Source organism: Micromonospora sp. MA102 (genome assembly GCF_025460765.1).
GTDB classification, from domain to species: Bacteria; Actinomycetota; Actinomycetes; order Mycobacteriales; family Micromonosporaceae; genus Micromonospora; species Micromonospora halotolerans.
Map to the genome: position 1 here is coordinate 63,073 of NZ_JAMWEG010000006.1, position 15,627 is coordinate 78,699.

Sequence of the window (15,627 nt, forward strand, 5' to 3'; positions counted from 1 at the left end):
AGCTCCTCGTCAGACCAGGTACTGGCTGAGGTCGCGCTTCAGGAACGTGCCGTGCCCGGCGGCGCCGTGGAAGGCGTTGTCGTCGACGACGATCCGGCCGCGCGACAACACGGTGGAGACCTTCCCGGTCAGCCGCATGCCCTCGTACGCGGAATAATCCACGTTCATGTGGTGGCTGCCGGCGGAGATGGTCTGCTCGGCCGTCGGGTCGTACACCGTGATGTCGGCGTCCGCGCCCGGGGCGATGACGCCCTTGCGTGGATGGAGACCGAACATCCGGGCGGGCGTGGTCGAGCTGATCTCGACCCAGCGCGGCAGGGTGATCTCGCCCTTCACGACGCCCTGGTAGAGCAGGTCCATCCGGTGCTCGACACCCGGCATCCCATTGGGGATCTTCGAGAAGTCTCCCCGGCCCAGCTCCTTCTGGTCCTTGAAGCAGAACGGGCAGTGGTCGGTCGACACCAGCGACAGGTCGTTGGTGCGCAGGCCCCGCCACAGTTCCGCCTGGTGCTCCCTGGGCCGCAGCGGGGGAGAGGCCACGTACTTCGCGCCCTCGAAGTCGGGCCTCGCCAGGTCGTCCAGCGACAGGAACAGGTACTGCGGGCAGGTCTCGGCGAACACGTTCTGCCCGGTGTCGCGGGCCTGGGTGACCGCGTCGAGGGCGTGCGCGGCGGACAGGTGCACGATGTACAGCGGTGCGCCGGTGACCTTCGCCAGGGTGATCGCCCGGGAGGTTGCCTCGCCTTCCAGCTCGGGCGGCCGGGTCAGCCCGTGCTGTACGGGGTCGGTCCGCCCACTCGCCAGTGCCTGCGCGACGAGCTGGTCGATGGCGATGCCGTTCTCCGCGTGCATCATGATCATCGATCCGGTGTCCCGGGCCTTCTGCATCGCCCGCAGGATCTCCCCGTCCGTGGCGTAGAAGACACCCGGGTAGGCCATGAACATCTTGAAGGTGTTCACGCCGGCGTCGATGCAGGCCTCCATCTCCTTGAGCGACGTGTCGTTGACGTCCGAGACGATCATGTGGAACCCGTAGTCGATCGCACAGTTGCCGTCGGCCTTGCTGTGCCACTTGTCCAGCGCGGACAGCAGCGACGTTCCCTTGCCCTGCACGGCGAAGTCGATGATCGTGGTCGTGCCGCCCCAGGCCGCCGCGATCGTCCCGCTCTCGAAGGTGTCGGCCGAGAAGGTGCCCCCGAACGGCATCTCCATGTGGGTGTGGCCGTCGATGCCGCCTGGCACCACGTACTTCCCGGCGGCGTCGATCACTCGCTCGGCGCCGGATGCCCACTGCTCGGCCAGACCTGAGTCCGGCGCGGCGAGCGCGGCGATCCGCTCGCCCTCCACCAGCACGTCCGCCAGGTACTCCCCGGTGGCGTTGACGACTGTTCCGTTGCGGATGACGATGCTCACGGCGTCACCAGCGATTCGTAGGTCTCCGGCCGGCGGTCGCGGTAGAACGCCCACAGGTCGCGCACCTCGGCCAGCCTGTCCATGTCGAGATCGCGGATGACGACCTCTTCTTCGGTGTCCGACGCGGCGTCGCCGACCAGTTGTCCCCGCGGGTCCACGAAGTAGGACTGGCCGTAGAAGTCGTTGTCGCCCAACGGTTCCACGCCGACGCGGTTGATCGTGCCGACGTAGTACTCGTTGGCGACCGCGGCGGCCGGCTGCTCGAGGCGCCAGAGGTACTCCGACAGGCCCCGGCTCGTGGCCGAGGGGTTGAAGACGATCTTCGCGCCGGCCAGCCCCAGCGCCCGCCAGCCTTCCGGGAAGTGCCGTTCGTAGCAGATGTAGACGCCGATGCGGCCCACCGCGGTGTCGAACACCGGATAGCCGAGGTTTCCCGGCCGGAAGTAGAACTTCTCCCAGAACCCCTTCACCTGCGGGATGTGGTTCTTGCGGTGCTTGCCGAGGTAGGTGCCGTCGGCGTCGATCACCGCCGCGGTGTTGTAGTAGACGCCCGGTTGTTCCTGCTCGTACATCGGCACGATCAGCACCACACCGTGCTGCTCGGCGAGCTCACGCATCAGCGCGGTCGTCGGCCCGTCGGGGATCGCCTCGGTGTACGAGTAGTAGTCGGCGTCCTGCACCTGGCAGAAGTACGGACCGTAGAACAACTCCTGCAGGCAGACGACCTGTGCGCCCTGCGACGCGGCGCTGCGGATCGCCTCCACCGCGTTCGCGATCATCGACTCCTTGTCGCCGGTCCACTTCTGCTGCACCAGCCCGGCTCGGACGATGTTGCTCACCTGATTTCCTCCTTCGCGTGGCTGCCGCGCGGCGGCATCGACAGCGCCAGGTAAACGACGAACGCGCCGACCAGACCGGCGACCCAGCTGTAGTCGTAGAGCGGCTTGAGCCACGGGATGAACCCGTCCTCGGGGAACGGCCCCTTGCCCGGTGCGGAGTAGGCGCCACCCACCGCGAGGACCGCGCCGACGACCGTGGCGACGATGGCCGCCCAGTTCCAGCCGCCGGAGAACCAGTACCGGCCCTCGGGACGGTAGAGGGCGGGCAACCGGAGGCGCGTGCGGCTGCGGACCCAGTAGCCGGCGATGAGCACCCCGGCGACGGCGCCGAGCAGGCCGCCGTAGAACCCGAGCCACACGAAGATGTAGATGTTGGGGTCCTGCACCAGCCGCCACGGCTGGATCAGGATGCCGAGCACGCCGGTGATCAGGCCCCCGGTCCGGAAGTTGACCAGCCGGGGCGCGGCGTTGGAGAAGTCGTACGCCGGGCTGACCGTGTTCGCGGCGACGTTCACCGACAGCGTCGCGACCACGACCGTGAACAGGCCCAGCGCGACGACCAGCGGGTTCTCGAACTTGGCGGCGAGCTGGATGGGGTCCCAGATCGCCTCGCCGTAGATCACGGCCGTGCCCGAGGTGATCATGATCGACAGGATGGCGAAGAACGACATCGTGGTGGGTAGGCCGAGGACCTGGCCGTACGCCTGCTGCCGCTGGCTGCCGCCGAACCGGGTGAAGTCGGGGATGTTCAGCGACAGGGTCGCCCAGAAGGCGATCATCCCCATCAGTGACGGCGCGAACAGCTTCCAGAAGTCGGCGCCCCAGCCCAGCTTCGACGGCTCGGACAGGATCGGGCCGAGCCCGCCCGCCTCGACCATGACCCAGATCAGCAGGGCGACGGCCACCACGATGACGAACGGCGCGGCCCAGTTCTCGAAGCGGCGCAGGGTGTCCATGCCCCGCCAGATGATCGCCATCTCGATCGCCCAGAACAGGAAGAAGGAGGCCCACAGCGTCCACGGGTAGTCCATGATCCGCGCCGCGTCGACCCACCAGGAGCCCAGCAGGTTCCCGGCGATCGCGTAGATCGCCTCGCCGCCGATCCAGGTCTGGATGCCGAACCAGCCGCACGCGATGAAGGCGCGGAGCAGGGCCGGGAGGTTCGCGCCGCGGACTCCGTAGAACGCCCGGGCGAAGACCGGGAACGGAATTCCGTACTTGGTGCCCGCGTGGCTGTTCAACAGCATCGGGATCAGGACGAGCAGGTTGCCCAGCGTGATGGTGAGGAACGCCTGCACCCAGTTCATACCGAGCTGGATGAGCCCGGCGGCGAGCAGGTAGGTGGGGATGTTGTGCGCCATGCCGATCCACAGCGCCGCGAAGTTGTACGTGGTCCAGGTGCGCCTCTCGATGGGCACCGGGGCGAGCTCTTCGTTGAAGTAGCGGCTGTCGGCGATCGTGGAGAAGTCACGCAACTCGACTCGGCCATCCGGATGGGTGATCTGCGTTCCGGGTTCGACCGCGGTGGTTTCGGCCGGGGGCAGGGGTTCGACGGTCATCGGTCACCTCCTGTTACGGTGCCGCAACACTGGCCGACCAACCCGGCTCACGCGCTCCTGGTGGGCGGTTCAGCGCGATCTTTATCTGGGAATGGTGGGTGTCGCGAGCCCGCCACGGGCAGCGGCAAAGTGTCCACGCTTGCCGTGATCGGGGCACACTCTGTCCACGGCATGCCCGCACCCCACCTGTCAATCAGTACGGTGGGTGGATTAGCGCTGCGAGGGTCCTACGCGTCGAGTTCGTGCACCAGGAGCGCGACGTACAGCGACAGCACCGACTCCGGGTCCTCCAGCGACACCCCGAGCACCTGCGCGATCCGCGACAGCTGCTGGTAGTAGGCCGTACGCGACAGGTGCGCCGCGGCGGCCGCCGCCGACTTGTTCCCGCCCTGCTCGCAGTAGCAGCGCAGCAGCTCCACCAGCCGGCTGCGCTGGTGGGCGTCCCGCGCCAGCAGCGGGCCCAACTCCCGGTCTGCGAACGCCTGGACCCGCTCGTCCTCTCGCAACAGATGCAACAGGCCGCGCAGGCGCACGTTGTCCAGCTTGTGGTAGAGCTGCGCACCGGGGGTGCGGAGGGCCGCCCCCGCGACGTGGGCGGCCTCACCGAGGCTGCGGCGCACCTCGGCGGCGTGTGACACGGTGGTGCCGACCGCTACCAGCACCGGGCCGGCCGTCGAGCGGTGTACCTCCTCGGCCAGCCGACGCAGTACCGCGTCGACCCGGGCGTGGGCGGGCAGCGACAACAGCGCCCGTACGCTCGTGTCGTCCACGACGCCCACCAGGGCGGGTACCGACACCCGCCGTGCGGCCGACGCGGTCACCTCGGCGAGGTCGCGCAAAACCTCCTGAGTGGCCAGCGCAGGCGCGCGTGGCGTCACGTGCCCGGGCCGGATCGCCACCCCGACGAGCTGCCGCCGTTCGAGGCCGACGCCCAGCGCGGCCGCCCGGGCGGCCAGATCCGGCGGCGGTACCGCCTGACCGAGCAGTTGCGCGAGCAACATCCGATGCGTCTGGCGTTCCAGGCTCTCCCGATCACGCGCCACGAGCCGATGCACCGCCAGCGCCGACGCGGCCCGCTCCGCGACCACCATGTGCCGGTGCGGCGGAGGGTCCGGCGAGAGCAGCACCAGGCGTCCCCAGTCGGCGCCCTGCGCGCCGACCACCGTGACCAGCCAGCCGGCCTCCTCGTCGTAGGCCGTTCGCTCGGGCACGGCCACGGACCGGGACCGCTGACTCCAGTCCGCGAGCAGCTCGGTGGGGTCCTGCCCAGCCGCGTCGTACGCGAGCACCTCGTGCCCCAGCGTCTCCAGCACGACGGGCAGCCCGGAGATCCTGGCCACCTCGCGCAGCACCTCCGCGGGCTCGGCCCCGGCCACGGTGAGGGAGGTGAACGTCTCGTGCACCTGCTCGGCGGCCCGCAGCTCGGCGAGTTGGGCGTCGACGATCAGCGCCACCACCGCCTCGGTGACGGACACGAACCGCGTCTCTTCCGCGAGCGTGATCAGGGGGAGTCGGTGCCGGTCGGCCGCCGTCACGAGCGCCTCGGGTACGTGATCGTTCCACCGGCGGACCAACTCGATGACCAGTCCCGCCGCGTGGACCGCGGCCAGGTCGTCCACGTAGCCCGTGAGCGCCGCCGGCTCCTCGGGCAGCGCGATGCCGGTGGTCAGTACCAGTTCCCCACCGCGGAGCAGGTGCGCGATGTCGGCGACCTCCGCCACGTGGACCCAGCGCACCCGGCCCTGCATCCCCGCCGACCCGGCCACCACCTGCGGCCTCGCGCGCCGGAACACCGGCAGCGCGACAGCTTCTGCGACGGAGGGATACATCGCGACCTCCCTACTGCCGGGATTGCACACAACGTAATGGCAGCGGCTGCAGAGCGGTACAGGTTGCACATAGCGGTTGGACAACGAATGCCGCCACACTCGGCCTACCGGCGGAGATACGGAGGACGCGATGGCGCACCGCGAGCTGCTGACCAGACACCGGTCCGTGATGCCGAAGTGGCTGGCGCTGTACTACGAACAGCCGATCGAGTTCGCCAGCGCGTCCGGTCGCCGGGTGACCGACCGGGAGGGACGCACCTACCTCGACTTCTTCGCCGGCATCCTCACCAACGCGATCGGCTACGACGTGGCCGAGATCAGCGACGCGGTCCGGTCGCAGATCGACACCGGCGTGCTGCACTCCTCCACGCTCTACCTGATCCAGTCGCAGGTCGAGCTCGCGGAGAAGATCGCGGAGCTCTCCGGGATTCCGGACGCCAAGGTGTTCTTCACCAACTCGGGCACCGAGGCGAACGAGACCGCGCTGATGCTCGCCACCCAGTACCGGCGCAGCGAGCAGGTGCTCGCCCTGCGCAACTCCTACCACGGCCGCGCGTTCGCCACCGTCGGCATCACCGGCATCCGCGGCTGGTCGGCCAGCGCGCTCAGCCCCGTCAAGGTGAGCTGGGTGCACGGCGGCTACCGCTACCGCAGCCCCTTCCGGGACCTGTCCGACGCGGACTACGTCCGCGCCTGCGTCGCCGACCTGCGCGAGATCATCGAGACGACGACCGCGGGTGACGTCGCGTGCATGATCGTTGAACCGATCCAGGGCGTCGGCGGCTTCGCCACCCCACCAGACGGGCTGTTCGGCGAGTTCAAGAGGGTGCTCGACGAGTACGGGATCCTCCTCGTCTCCGACGAGGTGCAGACCGGCTGGGGTCGCACCGGCGAGCACTTCTGGGGCATCCAGGCGCACGGCGTCGTACCCGACGCGATCACCTTCGCCAAAGGCCTGGGCAACGGCCTGGCGATCGGCGGAGTCATCGCCCGGGCAGACCTCATGGACTGCCTCGGCGCCAACTCGATCTCCACCTTCGGGGGCAACCCGCTCGCCACCGCCGGCGCTCTGGCCTCGCTCAACTATCTCCTGCAGCACGACCTCCAGGCCAACGCCGCAGACCTGGGTGCCCGGCTGCTCGACGGCCTCCGTGCGGCCGCGCAGGCGCATCCCGTGGTCGGCGACGTCCGCGGCAAGGGCCTGATGATCGCGCTGGAACTCGTCAGACCCGACGGCGCGCCCCACCCGGCGGCCGCCGCCGCACTGCTGGAGGAATCCCGGGAACGTGGACTGCTCGTCGGCAAGGGCGGCCTGTACGGCAACGTCATCCGCCTGGCACCACCGATGACGCTGACCCGGGCCGAGGCGGACGAGGCGCTGGAGATCCTCACTCAGTCGATCGAGGCCGTGGCCAAGGAGGTGCAGCAGCGATGAGGACCACCCACTGGATCGGCGGCAAGCCGTGGAACGGCGTCGCCGAACGCGCCGGCGACATCTACGACCCCGCCACCGGACAGGTCGCAGGGCACGTCGACTTCGCGACCGCCGCGGTCGTCGACCAGGCCGTCGCCGCCGCCGGCGAGGCCTTCACCCGCTGGCGTACGGCTTCCCTCGCCCAGCGGTCGAACGTGATGTTCGCCTTCCGGGAACTGCTGAACGCCCGCCGGCCCGAACTAGCCAAGATCATCACCGCCGAGCACGGCAAGGTGCTGTCCGACGCCGCGGGGGAGATCCAACGCGGGCTGGAGAACGTGGAGTTCGCCTGCGGCATCTCGCCGATGCTCAAGGGCGGGTTCAGCGAAAACGCCTCCACCCAGGTCGACGTGTACTCCATCCGGCAGCCGCTCGGCGTGGTCGGCGTGATCACCCCGTTCAACTTCCCCGCCATGGTGCCGCTGTGGTTCGCGCCGAACGCTATCGCATGCGGCAACAGCGTGGTCCTCAAGCCGAGCGAGAAGGACCCGTCCGCGGCGAACTTCCTCGCCGAACTGTTCGCCGAGGCCGGGCTACCGGACGGAGTGTTCAACGTCGTGCATGGCGACAAGGAGGCAGTCGACCGTATTCTCGAACACCCGGCGGTGAAGGCGATCTCCTTCGTCGGCTCCACCCCGATCGCCCGCTACGTCTACGAGACCGGCACCCGCAACGGCAAGCGTGTGCAGGCGCTCGGCGGCGCGAAGAACCACATGGTCGTCCTGCCCGACGCCGACCTCGACCTTGCCGCCGACGCCGCGGTCTCGGCCGGCTTCGGCTCGGCCGGCGAGCGCTGCATGGCCATCTCCGTCGTCGTGGCCGTCGACCCGGTCGGCGACGCGCTGGTCGGCAAGATCAGCGAGCGGATCGCCGCGCTCCGAGTCGGCGACGGCCGTCGGCCGGGCTGCGAGATGGGACCGCTGGTCACCGGCGCCCACCGCGACCGGGTGGTGTCGTACCTGGACGCCGGACGGGCCGCGGGGGCCGAGCTGGTGGTCGACGGGCGAAGTCACCCGATCGACGGTGAGCGGGCCGGCTTCTGGCTCGGGCCGACCCTCTTCGATCACGTGGACACCGACATGTCCATCTACACCGACGAAATCTTCGGACCGGTGCTCTCGGTGCTGCGCGTGCCCAGCTACGACGACGCCGTCGAGGTGGTCAACACCAACCGCTACGGCAACGGCACCGCCATCTTCACCAACGACGGCGGGGCAGCCCGGCGCTACCAGAACGAGATCGAGATCGGCATGGTCGGAGTGAACGTCCCGATCCCGGTCCCGGTCTCGTACTACTCCTTCGGCGGGTGGAAGGACTCCCTGTTCGGTGACGCGCACGCGTACGGGCCGGAGGGAGTGAGCTTTTTCGTCAGATCCAAGGTGGTCACCAGCCGGTGGCTCGACCCCTCCCACGGTGGCGTGAACCTCGGCTTCCCACAGAACAGCTGAGCACCAGAACCCCGGCAGGTCCGATCATCACGGGCCGCTCGTGGTAGCCGTTGATCAGTTGAATTTCGGCTGCCCCTGCGCGTGGCGGGTCGGTGCCATTACGCTTCGCAGGGCAGTCCAGCAGGGGAGTGCCCGTCCACATGAGCGGGAGTCAGCGACGGTGCCGAAGGCCTACTGGATCACCACCTACCGGTCCATCAGCGACGACGAGAAGGTCGCCGCATACGCGGAACTGGCGGGGCCGGCGCTGCGCGCCGCCGGCGGCACGTTCCTTGCGCGCGGCCTGCCGGCGCACGCGTTCGAGTCCGGCGTGCTGGAGCGCACGACGCTTATCGAGTTCGACAGCGTCGACGCCGCGCTCGCCGCCCACGAGACCCCCGCCTACCAGGAGGCGCTGCGGGCGCTCGGCGACGGCGCCGACCGCGACCTGCGCATCATCGAAGCGACGCCGTGAGGCCGGCCGACGGGCGCGGGTGGCAAGGACGGGCCGCCGCAGGCCAGCACGAGGGACGGCCAACCGCGCCAGGGCAACGAAACGTGCCGCCGACCAGGCGATCCGCTCTGGCGGACCGCTGCCGGCTGATCGCCGACTCGCCCGCCTTCGACGTGGGCACGGCCGACCGGGCCAGCATCGCGAGCGTGCGGGCTGAGGGTGGCAATCGACCGACCGGCCGCGCCGGCGACCCAGCGCCGGCGCGACCGGTGGCCGGTCAGGACAGTTGCAGCCGCGGCTCCAGGATCACCTCGAAGAGGCGGTCCCACGGCAGCTCGACGCGCGCCGACTCGAACCGCGCCAGGGTCGCCGTGAACGTCTTCGCGCCCCGCCGCCCCAGCACGATGCGGTGCCCCGCGAAGTGGTCGGCGAAGTACCGCTCGGTCAGCGGCACCAGCCGTTCCCGCACCCAGCCGTCGAAGTAGGTCTTCTGCTCGGGCGTGAGCGCGAGCGGGTCCCAGCCCTGCGCCCGCGCGTGCGCGTACGCCTCGACCTGCACGATGTTCTTCCACGGGTCGTCCTTGACGAACCGGTAGAGCAGGTACTCGGCGTGCGCCTGGCCCGGCCCGCGCAGCTCCGGCGCCCCGAAGCCGCTGCCGGAGGAGCGCAGGTACGCCCACCGGGCGGTGCCGTGCCCGAGCGCCAGGCCGAGGGCGTTGCCGCCGGTGTTCCACCCCGAGTACGACAGCAGCGCCGCGAGGTCCAGCCGGCTCTCCATCCGCGCCACCAGGTCATGGTCCGCCTTGTTGACGATGAGCGGGTCCACCACGATGACCGGGGTGCCGGCGGCCAGCAGGTCGCCGACCCGCCCGACGAAGGCGTCCAGGTCGGCGGCCCGCTGGGCCGGCGCCGCCGAGGGGGTGTTCACGGCGAGCACGATGTCCGCCTCGCCGCCGACGACGCGCCCGCCCACGGCGGCCACGTGCCGGCGGATGTTCTCCGCGAACGGGATGCCCTCCAGCTGGGCCGTCCAGTTCTCGCCCGAGACGCCGGCGTACTCGACGCGGTAGGTGGGCGTCCGGCCGGCCGCGATGACGCGGGCGACCAGCAGCGCGTCGACCTCGTCGGCACCGGGGAAGATCTCCACCCGGTCGCCGACGCCGAGGTGGGCGACCAGATCCTCCAGCTCCACCCGCTCGGCCCGGGCCAGGCCGACCGGCGCGGTGTCGTCCTCGGAGAGCACGAGGTGACTGATGGTGCCGTCGGCGACCCACTCGACCATGAGCCGGTTGACCTGGTGGTTGCGGGCCCGCGCGGCGAGGTAGTCCTCGACGACCTGGTCGGGAATCTGCGCCCGGACGGCGTCCAGCTGGGCCCGCAGCTCCTCCTGCCCGAGGTTCACCACCTGGTCGTAGAGCTTCGCCCAGCTGACCAGCGCGTCGCGGTACCGGTCCAGCTCGGTGCCGGTGCTGGTGATCGCGAGGCGCTGGATGGTGTCGTGCACCTCGATCACCGCGTCCGGCCGGGTCGCGCGCAGGTTCCGGACGGCGGCCAGGTTGTCCAGCGCGGCGGCCAGGGTCGGTGCGGCGGTGCGGGAGGCGATCAGGCCGCCGTAGGCGAGCATGCTGACCGAGATCACGTACCCGTCGGCGCTGTCGGTGGTGCCGAGCCAGCGGGCGATGGCGGCCCCGTCGCCGGGGGTGAAGAAGCGGCCCAGCAGTTCCCGTGGCGGCAGCTGCACGCGGGTGCCGGCACTGGCCGCGGTCATCTGCGGGGCGTACGTGTTGACCGGCCGGTCGTCCAACGGCACCAGTGCCACGGTCGGCTGCCGCCCGGCGGGCCCGGCGAGGGCCGGTCGGCCGATGGCCGCGGTGGCCAGCCCGGCCACGCCGGTGGCCAGGAGGGTACGTCTTCTCATGCTCACTCCCTCTTCTCCGGTGCGCTCGCCGCGCGGGGGGTGGCCGGCACGAGCCGGCGGGTGATCCACAGCGGTGAGGTGACGGCGTTGCCCATCACCACCGCGTGCGCACCCGCGTCGAAGGCCTGGCCGATCTGTTCCGTGGTGCGGTACCGCCCTTCGGCGATCACCGGCACGGACAGCTGTGCGGCGAGTCGCGCCACGAGCCCGAGGTCGGGCCCGTCAGTCGGTGGGCTGGCCGGGGTGTAGCCGGACAGTGTGGTGGCGACGGCGTCGGCGCCGGCCTCGACGGCGGCGACGCCCTCGGCCGCGGTGGCGACGTCGGCGAGGATCAGCACGTCGGTCCGTTCGCGGATCAGGCGGACCGTTTCGGCGAAGGTGCGCCCGTCCGGCCGCGGGCGGTCGGTGGCGTCGACCGCGACGATGTCCGCGCCGGCCAGCGCCACGTCGAGGGCGTGGGCCGCGGTCGGGGTGATGACCACGCCCTCGGTGCCGTGCTTGTAGAGCCCGATCACCGGGACGTCGACGACGGGGCGCACCGCGGCGACGTCGCCGGGCCCGTTGACCCGGACCGCCACCGCGCCGCCGCGCACCACCGCGGCCGCCACCCGGGCCTGCACGTACGGGTCGCGCATCGGGTCGCCGGGGTCGTCGGGCAGCGGCTGGCAGGACACCACCAGGCCGCCGGCCAGGTCGTCGAGCACGTTCACGCGGTGGTCCTTTCGAAGTCGAGGCTGTCCATGGCCAGCCGGGCCGCGCCGACCACGACGGCGTCGGCGCCCAGGGTGGCGGGCAGCAGCGGGACGCCGGCCCAGCCCGCGGGCAGCTCGGCCGAGTAGGCGGCCGACGCGGCGGGCAGCAGGGCACCGCCCGCCCCGCCCGCCACGAGGACGGCGTCCGGGTCGAGCAGGGCCACCAGCCCCGCCAGGGCCGCGCCGAGGGCGGTGCCGGCCCGGTCCACGACCCGCCGGGCGGCCGCCTCGCCGGCTGCAGCGCGCTCGGCGACGGTCCGGCCGGTGACCCGGCTTCCGGTCTCGATGGCGTACGCGGCGGCCAGCCCGCTGCCCGAGGCGATCGCCTCCAGGTGCCCGTACCGGCCGCACCCGCAGCGCAGCCGGTCGGCGCCGGGTGCCGGCAGGTGCCCGACCTCGCCGGCGGCGCCGCGGGCGCCCCCCTCGACGCGGCCGTGCCGGACGACCGCCCCGCCCAGCCCGGTGCCGACGGCGACCAGCAGCACATGGGCGCGGTCCCGTCCGGCGCCGGCCCAGCATTCGCCGAGCGCGGCGGCGTTCACGTCGTTGGTGACCCGCACCGCTCGGCCCAGCCGGGCGGCCAGCGCGTCGGCGACCGGGGTGCCGGTCCAGCCGGGCAGGCTGTCGGTGGCGTACCGGATGCCGCCCGTCGTGGGGTCGACCGTGCCGGCGGTGCCCACGCCCACCGGCCCGGTGGTCGCGCCGAGCAGGACGGCGGCCAGCCGGGCGGCGGCGTCCAGCACGGCCTCCGGCCCGGACCGGGCGGGCGTGGGGACCTCGCGGCGCTCCCGCACCCGCCCGCCCCGGTCGACCAGTGCGGCCGCCGTCTTGGTGCCGCCGATGTCGATGCCGACGACCGGTGTCGTCATCCCTTGAGGCCGGTGTGCGCGAGGCCCTCGACGAACTGCTTCTGCGCGATGACGAAGACCACCAGGACCGGCAGCGCGGTCATCGACGCGGCGGCCAGCTGGACGTCCCACATGGGGCCGCCGTAGGCGTCGACGAACTGGGTGAGCGCCTGGGGCAGGGTGAACTTCTCCGGCGAGGAGAGGAACACGATCGGCTCCAGGTAGAGGTTCCAGCTGTGCAGGAAGGTGAAGATGGCCACCGCGCCCAGCGCGGGCCGCGACAGCGGCAGGGCGATCCGCCAGAAGGTGGCGAATCGGCCGAGCCCGTCGACCCGGGCGGCCTCCTCCAGCTCGCCGGGGAGGCTGATGAAGAACTGCCGCATGATGAACGTCGCCAGCACGCTGGGCGCGCCGAAGATCGGCACCAGGATCAGCGGCCAGTGGGTGTTGACCAGGCCGAGCTTGAAGAACATCTGGAACAGCGGAACGATCGTCACCTCGCTGGGAATGAGCAGGCCCGCGAGGACGACCAGGAACAGGACGTTCTGGCCGCGGAATCGGATGCGCGCGAAGGCGTAACCGGCCAGCGCCGACACGGCCAGGGTGCCGACCGTGACGAGCAGCGCGATGTAGAGGCTGTTCAGGTACTGCTGCCCGAACGGCTGCAACTCGAACACCCGCCGGTACGCGTCGAGCCGCGGGTGGGTCGGCAGCAGGTCCGGCGGGAAGGCGAAGATGTCCGCCACCGGCTTCAGCGACGAGGTGACCATCCACCAGGTCGGGAAGACGAACGGGATCGACAGGACCAGCAGCACCCCGTAGAGCACCAGCTTGGTCCGCCGCGACAGGTCACGACTCATGGAAGACCCACCTCTTGCGCATCTGCCACTGCAGCACGGTGAGCGCGAGCACGATGGCGAACAGGACGATCGACAGCGTGGCGCCGTAGCCGAAGTGATGGAACTGGAAGGCCTGCTGGTACAGGTAGTAGACGAGCACGGTCGTCGACGTGCCCGGCCCGCCCTGGGTGAGCACCGCGATCTGTGCGAAGACCTGCAGCGACCCGACCACGGTGATGATCGACGTGAGCAGGATCGTCGGGCTGATGAGCGGCACCGTGATGCGCCAGAACTGGCGCAGCCGGCTCGCCCCGTCCACCTGCGCGGCCTCGTACAGGTCCGCCGGCACGCCCTGCAGGGCGGCCAGGAACAGCACCATGTTCAGGCCGACGTTCTTGAACACCTGCACGACGATGACCGACACCATCGCGGTGCCCTCGCCGCGCAGCCAGTTCGGCCCGTCGATCCCGACGGTGTCGAGCAGGCTGTTCAGCCCGCCGTTGTCCTGCAGCAGGAAGCCCCACACGATGGTCCAGGCCACCAGCGAGACCACGACGGGAGAGAAGAACAGCGTGCGGAACAGGATGGTGCCGCGCAGCCGCTGGTTGAGCAGGACGGCCAGCAGCAAGGCCAGGCCGAGGTTGAGCACCACGAGGCCGACGGAGAACAGCCCGGTGGCGCGCAGCACCGCGCCGAGGTTGGGGTCGTCGACGAGCGCCTGGTAGTTGTCGGTGCCGACGAACTCGAACGTCCCGGCGAGCACGTTCCACTCGTGCAGGCTGTACCAGACCACGAGGATCAGCGGCAGGATCACGAAGACGGCGCTGCCGAGCAGTTGCGGGGTGATGAACAGGTAACCGGCAAGGTGGTCCCGGCGGCGGGTGGTCCAGAACGGCCGGGCCGGGCCCGGGGCGGGCCCGGCAGCAGCCGGGCCCACCCTGGTGTCCGTCTGGGTCATGATCGTCAGCCCTACTTCGCCAGCAGCGGCTGGATCTTGGTGCAGACGCCGTTGAGCACGGCCTTGACGTCCGCGTTCGGCTGCCACAGCGGGTCGAGGCCGGCGCGGACCTGCTGGCTCAGCTCGGCCTGGCCGGCGTGGCTGGGCTTGACCACGCCGTTGGTGATGCCGTCGATGACGACCTTCTGCAGCTGCTCCGGCTTGAGCTTCGGGTTCGTCTTGGCGAGCGTCTCGGCGGTCAGCTGGGACTGCCGGGGCGGCGGGAAGAACTGGGCGAGCTTCGCCGAGTTGGTGGGGTTGGTGAAGAAGGCCAGGAAGTCGGCGGCCTGCTTGGCGTGCGGGCTCTTCTTCATCACCCCGAGGCCGGCCTGGCCGACCACCGCGTAGTTCCCCTTCGGCCCGGCCGGCAGCGGCACCAGGTCCCACCCGAAGCCGCCGTCCTTCAGCAGCGACGCGCGGGAGATCTGGGTGACCGTCATGGCCGAGTCACCGGCGAAGAAGTCGGCCGTCGTGCCCGGACCGGGCAGCGCCTTCTGGGTGAAGGTGGCCTTGTGCAGGGTGGTCATCGCGTCGACCATCTCCGGGCTGTTGAAGCCGCAGGTCTTGCCGTCCTCGCTCCACGCCCGGGCGCCCCACCCGGTCCAGAAAGTGGACAGGTTGTCCCAGCCCTTGTAGTCGAAGTCCCGGATGACCAGGCCGGCCTTGCCGGACCTCGCCGCCGCCGCGGCGGCGGTGGTCAGGGCGTTGTCCCAGGTCCACTGCCCGGACGCGATCAGCTCGGCCGGGGTCTTCTGCCCGGCCTTCTTGATCATGTCGGTGTTGACGAACACCCCGAACGGCGAGGTGGAGAAGGGGTACGCGAACAGCTTCCCGTCGTTCTGCCAGAGCTTGAGGGTGGCGGGGGAGAGGTCCTCGTACTGGTAGCCCTCGGCCTTCTTGAGGGTGTCGTCCAGCGGCGCGAGCGCGCCCGAGGCGACGAAGTCGGGGGCCGAGTTCTCGAACACCCAGGCGAGGTCGGGCGCGTTCCCGCCGGCGATCTGGGTGGTCAGGGTCGTGGTGTAGTTGTCGAACGGCAGCGGGTCGAACTTGATCTCGGCGACGTCCGGGTGGCTCTTGCGGTACTCGTCGGCGATCTCGTTGAACAGCTTGAGGTGCGCCTCGTTGGCCGACCAGACGGTCATCCGCAGCTTCGCCGGGCCGCTGTCGGCCGACTCGCCACCGCCGCCGCAGGCGGTCAGGGCGAGCGCGCCGGCCAGCGCCACGGCGACGCCGCGCAGGGCCTTTCCTGCTCTCACAATTTTCTCCTCACCGGGGGTG

General features: G+C 70.7%; 13 protein-coding genes. 3 read left to right on the plus strand and 10 right to left on the minus strand.

The genetic code is table 11. The annotated features are described in order from the left end of the window. Positions 1–9: 9 nt before the first annotated feature. The 4 genes from hydA to NFX44_RS14135 form a co-directional block, all read right to left on the minus strand. A complete protein-coding gene (gene hydA, locus NFX44_RS14120; RefSeq protein ID WP_262283991.1) occupies positions 10–1,413 on the minus strand; it encodes a dihydropyrimidinase in 1,404 nt (467 codons plus the stop codon). Further along, positions 1,410–2,252 carry a nitrilase-related carbon-nitrogen hydrolase gene (locus NFX44_RS14125; protein WP_262283992.1) on the minus strand — a complete coding sequence of 281 codons (843 nt, stop codon included), beginning with the start codon at positions 2,250–2,252 and terminating at the stop codon, positions 1,410–1,412. The genes hydA and NFX44_RS14125 overlap by 4 nt, the downstream gene beginning before the upstream one ends. Next, entirely contained in the window at positions 2,249–3,811 is a 1,563-nt protein-coding gene (locus tag NFX44_RS14130) for an NCS1 family nucleobase:cation symporter-1 (RefSeq protein ID WP_262283993.1), read from the minus strand. The genes NFX44_RS14125 and NFX44_RS14130 overlap by 4 nt, the downstream gene beginning before the upstream one ends. Positions 3,812–4,038: 227 nt before the next feature. Then, on the minus strand, positions 4,039–5,640 hold the full coding sequence (locus NFX44_RS14135) for a PucR family transcriptional regulator ligand-binding domain-containing protein (RefSeq protein ID WP_262283994.1): 1,602 nt from the start codon (positions 5,638–5,640) through the stop codon (positions 4,039–4,041). A 130-nt stretch (positions 5,641–5,770) separates the two neighbouring features. On the opposite strand from NFX44_RS14135, the gene NFX44_RS14140 reads away from it, so the two are divergent. From NFX44_RS14140 to NFX44_RS14150, 3 genes are all read left to right on the plus strand, one after another. Then, positions 5,771–7,075, plus strand: coding sequence for an aspartate aminotransferase family protein (locus NFX44_RS14140; protein WP_262283995.1), 1,305 nt, complete (start codon positions 5,771–5,773; stop codon positions 7,073–7,075). After that, complete coding sequence (locus NFX44_RS14145; protein ID WP_262283996.1) at positions 7,072–8,562, plus strand: CoA-acylating methylmalonate-semialdehyde dehydrogenase; 1,491 nt, start codon at positions 7,072–7,074, stop codon at positions 8,560–8,562. Before NFX44_RS14140 ends, NFX44_RS14145 begins: the two co-directional genes overlap by 4 nt. Before the next feature lie 160 nt (positions 8,563–8,722). Then, the gene (locus NFX44_RS14150) at positions 8,723–9,016 is read left to right on the plus strand and encodes a DUF1330 domain-containing protein (protein ID WP_262283997.1); all 294 of its coding nucleotides are present in this window, start codon (positions 8,723–8,725) and stop codon (positions 9,014–9,016) included. Between the two features lie 256 nt (positions 9,017–9,272). Here NFX44_RS14150 and NFX44_RS14155 read toward each other — a convergent pair whose 3' ends face one another. From NFX44_RS14155 to NFX44_RS14180, 6 genes are read right to left on the minus strand one after another with little or no spacing between them, the layout of a single operon-like run. Next, the gene (locus NFX44_RS14155; protein WP_262283998.1) at positions 9,273–10,913 is read right to left on the minus strand and encodes a DUF4127 family protein; all 1,641 of its coding nucleotides are present in this window, start codon (positions 10,911–10,913) and stop codon (positions 9,273–9,275) included. Positions 10,914–10,915: 2 nt separating this feature from the next. Beyond that, positions 10,916–11,623, minus strand: coding sequence for an N-acetylmannosamine-6-phosphate 2-epimerase (locus tag NFX44_RS14160; protein ID WP_262283999.1), 708 nt, complete (start codon positions 11,621–11,623; stop codon positions 10,916–10,918). Continuing rightward, entirely contained in the window at positions 11,620–12,534 is a 915-nt protein-coding gene (locus tag NFX44_RS14165; protein WP_262284000.1) for an ROK family protein, read from the minus strand. Before NFX44_RS14165 ends, NFX44_RS14160 begins: the two co-directional genes overlap by 4 nt. Then, positions 12,531–13,373: a carbohydrate ABC transporter permease gene (locus tag NFX44_RS14170; protein WP_262284001.1), complete on the minus strand. Its 843-nt coding sequence runs from the start codon at positions 13,371–13,373 to the stop codon at positions 12,531–12,533. Before NFX44_RS14170 ends, NFX44_RS14165 begins: the two co-directional genes overlap by 4 nt. Further along, positions 13,363–14,310 (minus strand): carbohydrate ABC transporter permease, encoded by a 948-nt coding sequence (locus NFX44_RS14175; RefSeq protein WP_262284002.1) that lies wholly within the window; start codon positions 14,308–14,310, stop codon positions 13,363–13,365. Before NFX44_RS14175 ends, NFX44_RS14170 begins: the two co-directional genes overlap by 11 nt. Before the next feature lie 11 nt (positions 14,311–14,321). Next, positions 14,322–15,605 carry an ABC transporter substrate-binding protein gene (locus NFX44_RS14180; protein WP_262284003.1) on the minus strand — a complete coding sequence of 428 codons (1,284 nt, stop codon included), beginning with the start codon at positions 15,603–15,605 and terminating at the stop codon, positions 14,322–14,324. Positions 15,606–15,627: the final 22 nt, after the last annotated feature.

Coding starts and splice junctions, on each gene's coding strand:
- NFX44_RS14165 (WP_262284000.1), bottom strand. CDS start 12,534: ATGACGACACCGGTCGTCGGCATCGACATCGGCGGCACCAAGACGGCG.
- NFX44_RS14170 (WP_262284001.1), bottom strand. CDS start 13,373: ATGAGTCGTGACCTGTCGCGGCGGACCAAGCTGGTGCTCTACGGGGTG.
- NFX44_RS14175 (WP_262284002.1), bottom strand. CDS start 14,310: ATGACCCAGACGGACACCAGGGTGGGCCCGGCTGCTGCCGGGCCCGCC.
- NFX44_RS14145 (WP_262283996.1), top strand. CDS start 7,072: ATGAGGACCACCCACTGGATCGGCGGCAAGCCGTGGAACGGCGTCGCC.
- NFX44_RS14135 (WP_262283994.1), bottom strand. CDS start 5,640: ATGTATCCCTCCGTCGCAGAAGCTGTCGCGCTGCCGGTGTTCCGGCGC.
- NFX44_RS14155 (WP_262283998.1), bottom strand. CDS start 10,913: ATGAGAAGACGTACCCTCCTGGCCACCGGCGTGGCCGGGCTGGCCACC.
- NFX44_RS14130 (WP_262283993.1), bottom strand. CDS start 3,811: ATGACCGTCGAACCCCTGCCCCCGGCCGAAACCACCGCGGTCGAACCC.
- NFX44_RS14140 (WP_262283995.1), top strand. CDS start 5,771: ATGGCGCACCGCGAGCTGCTGACCAGACACCGGTCCGTGATGCCGAAG.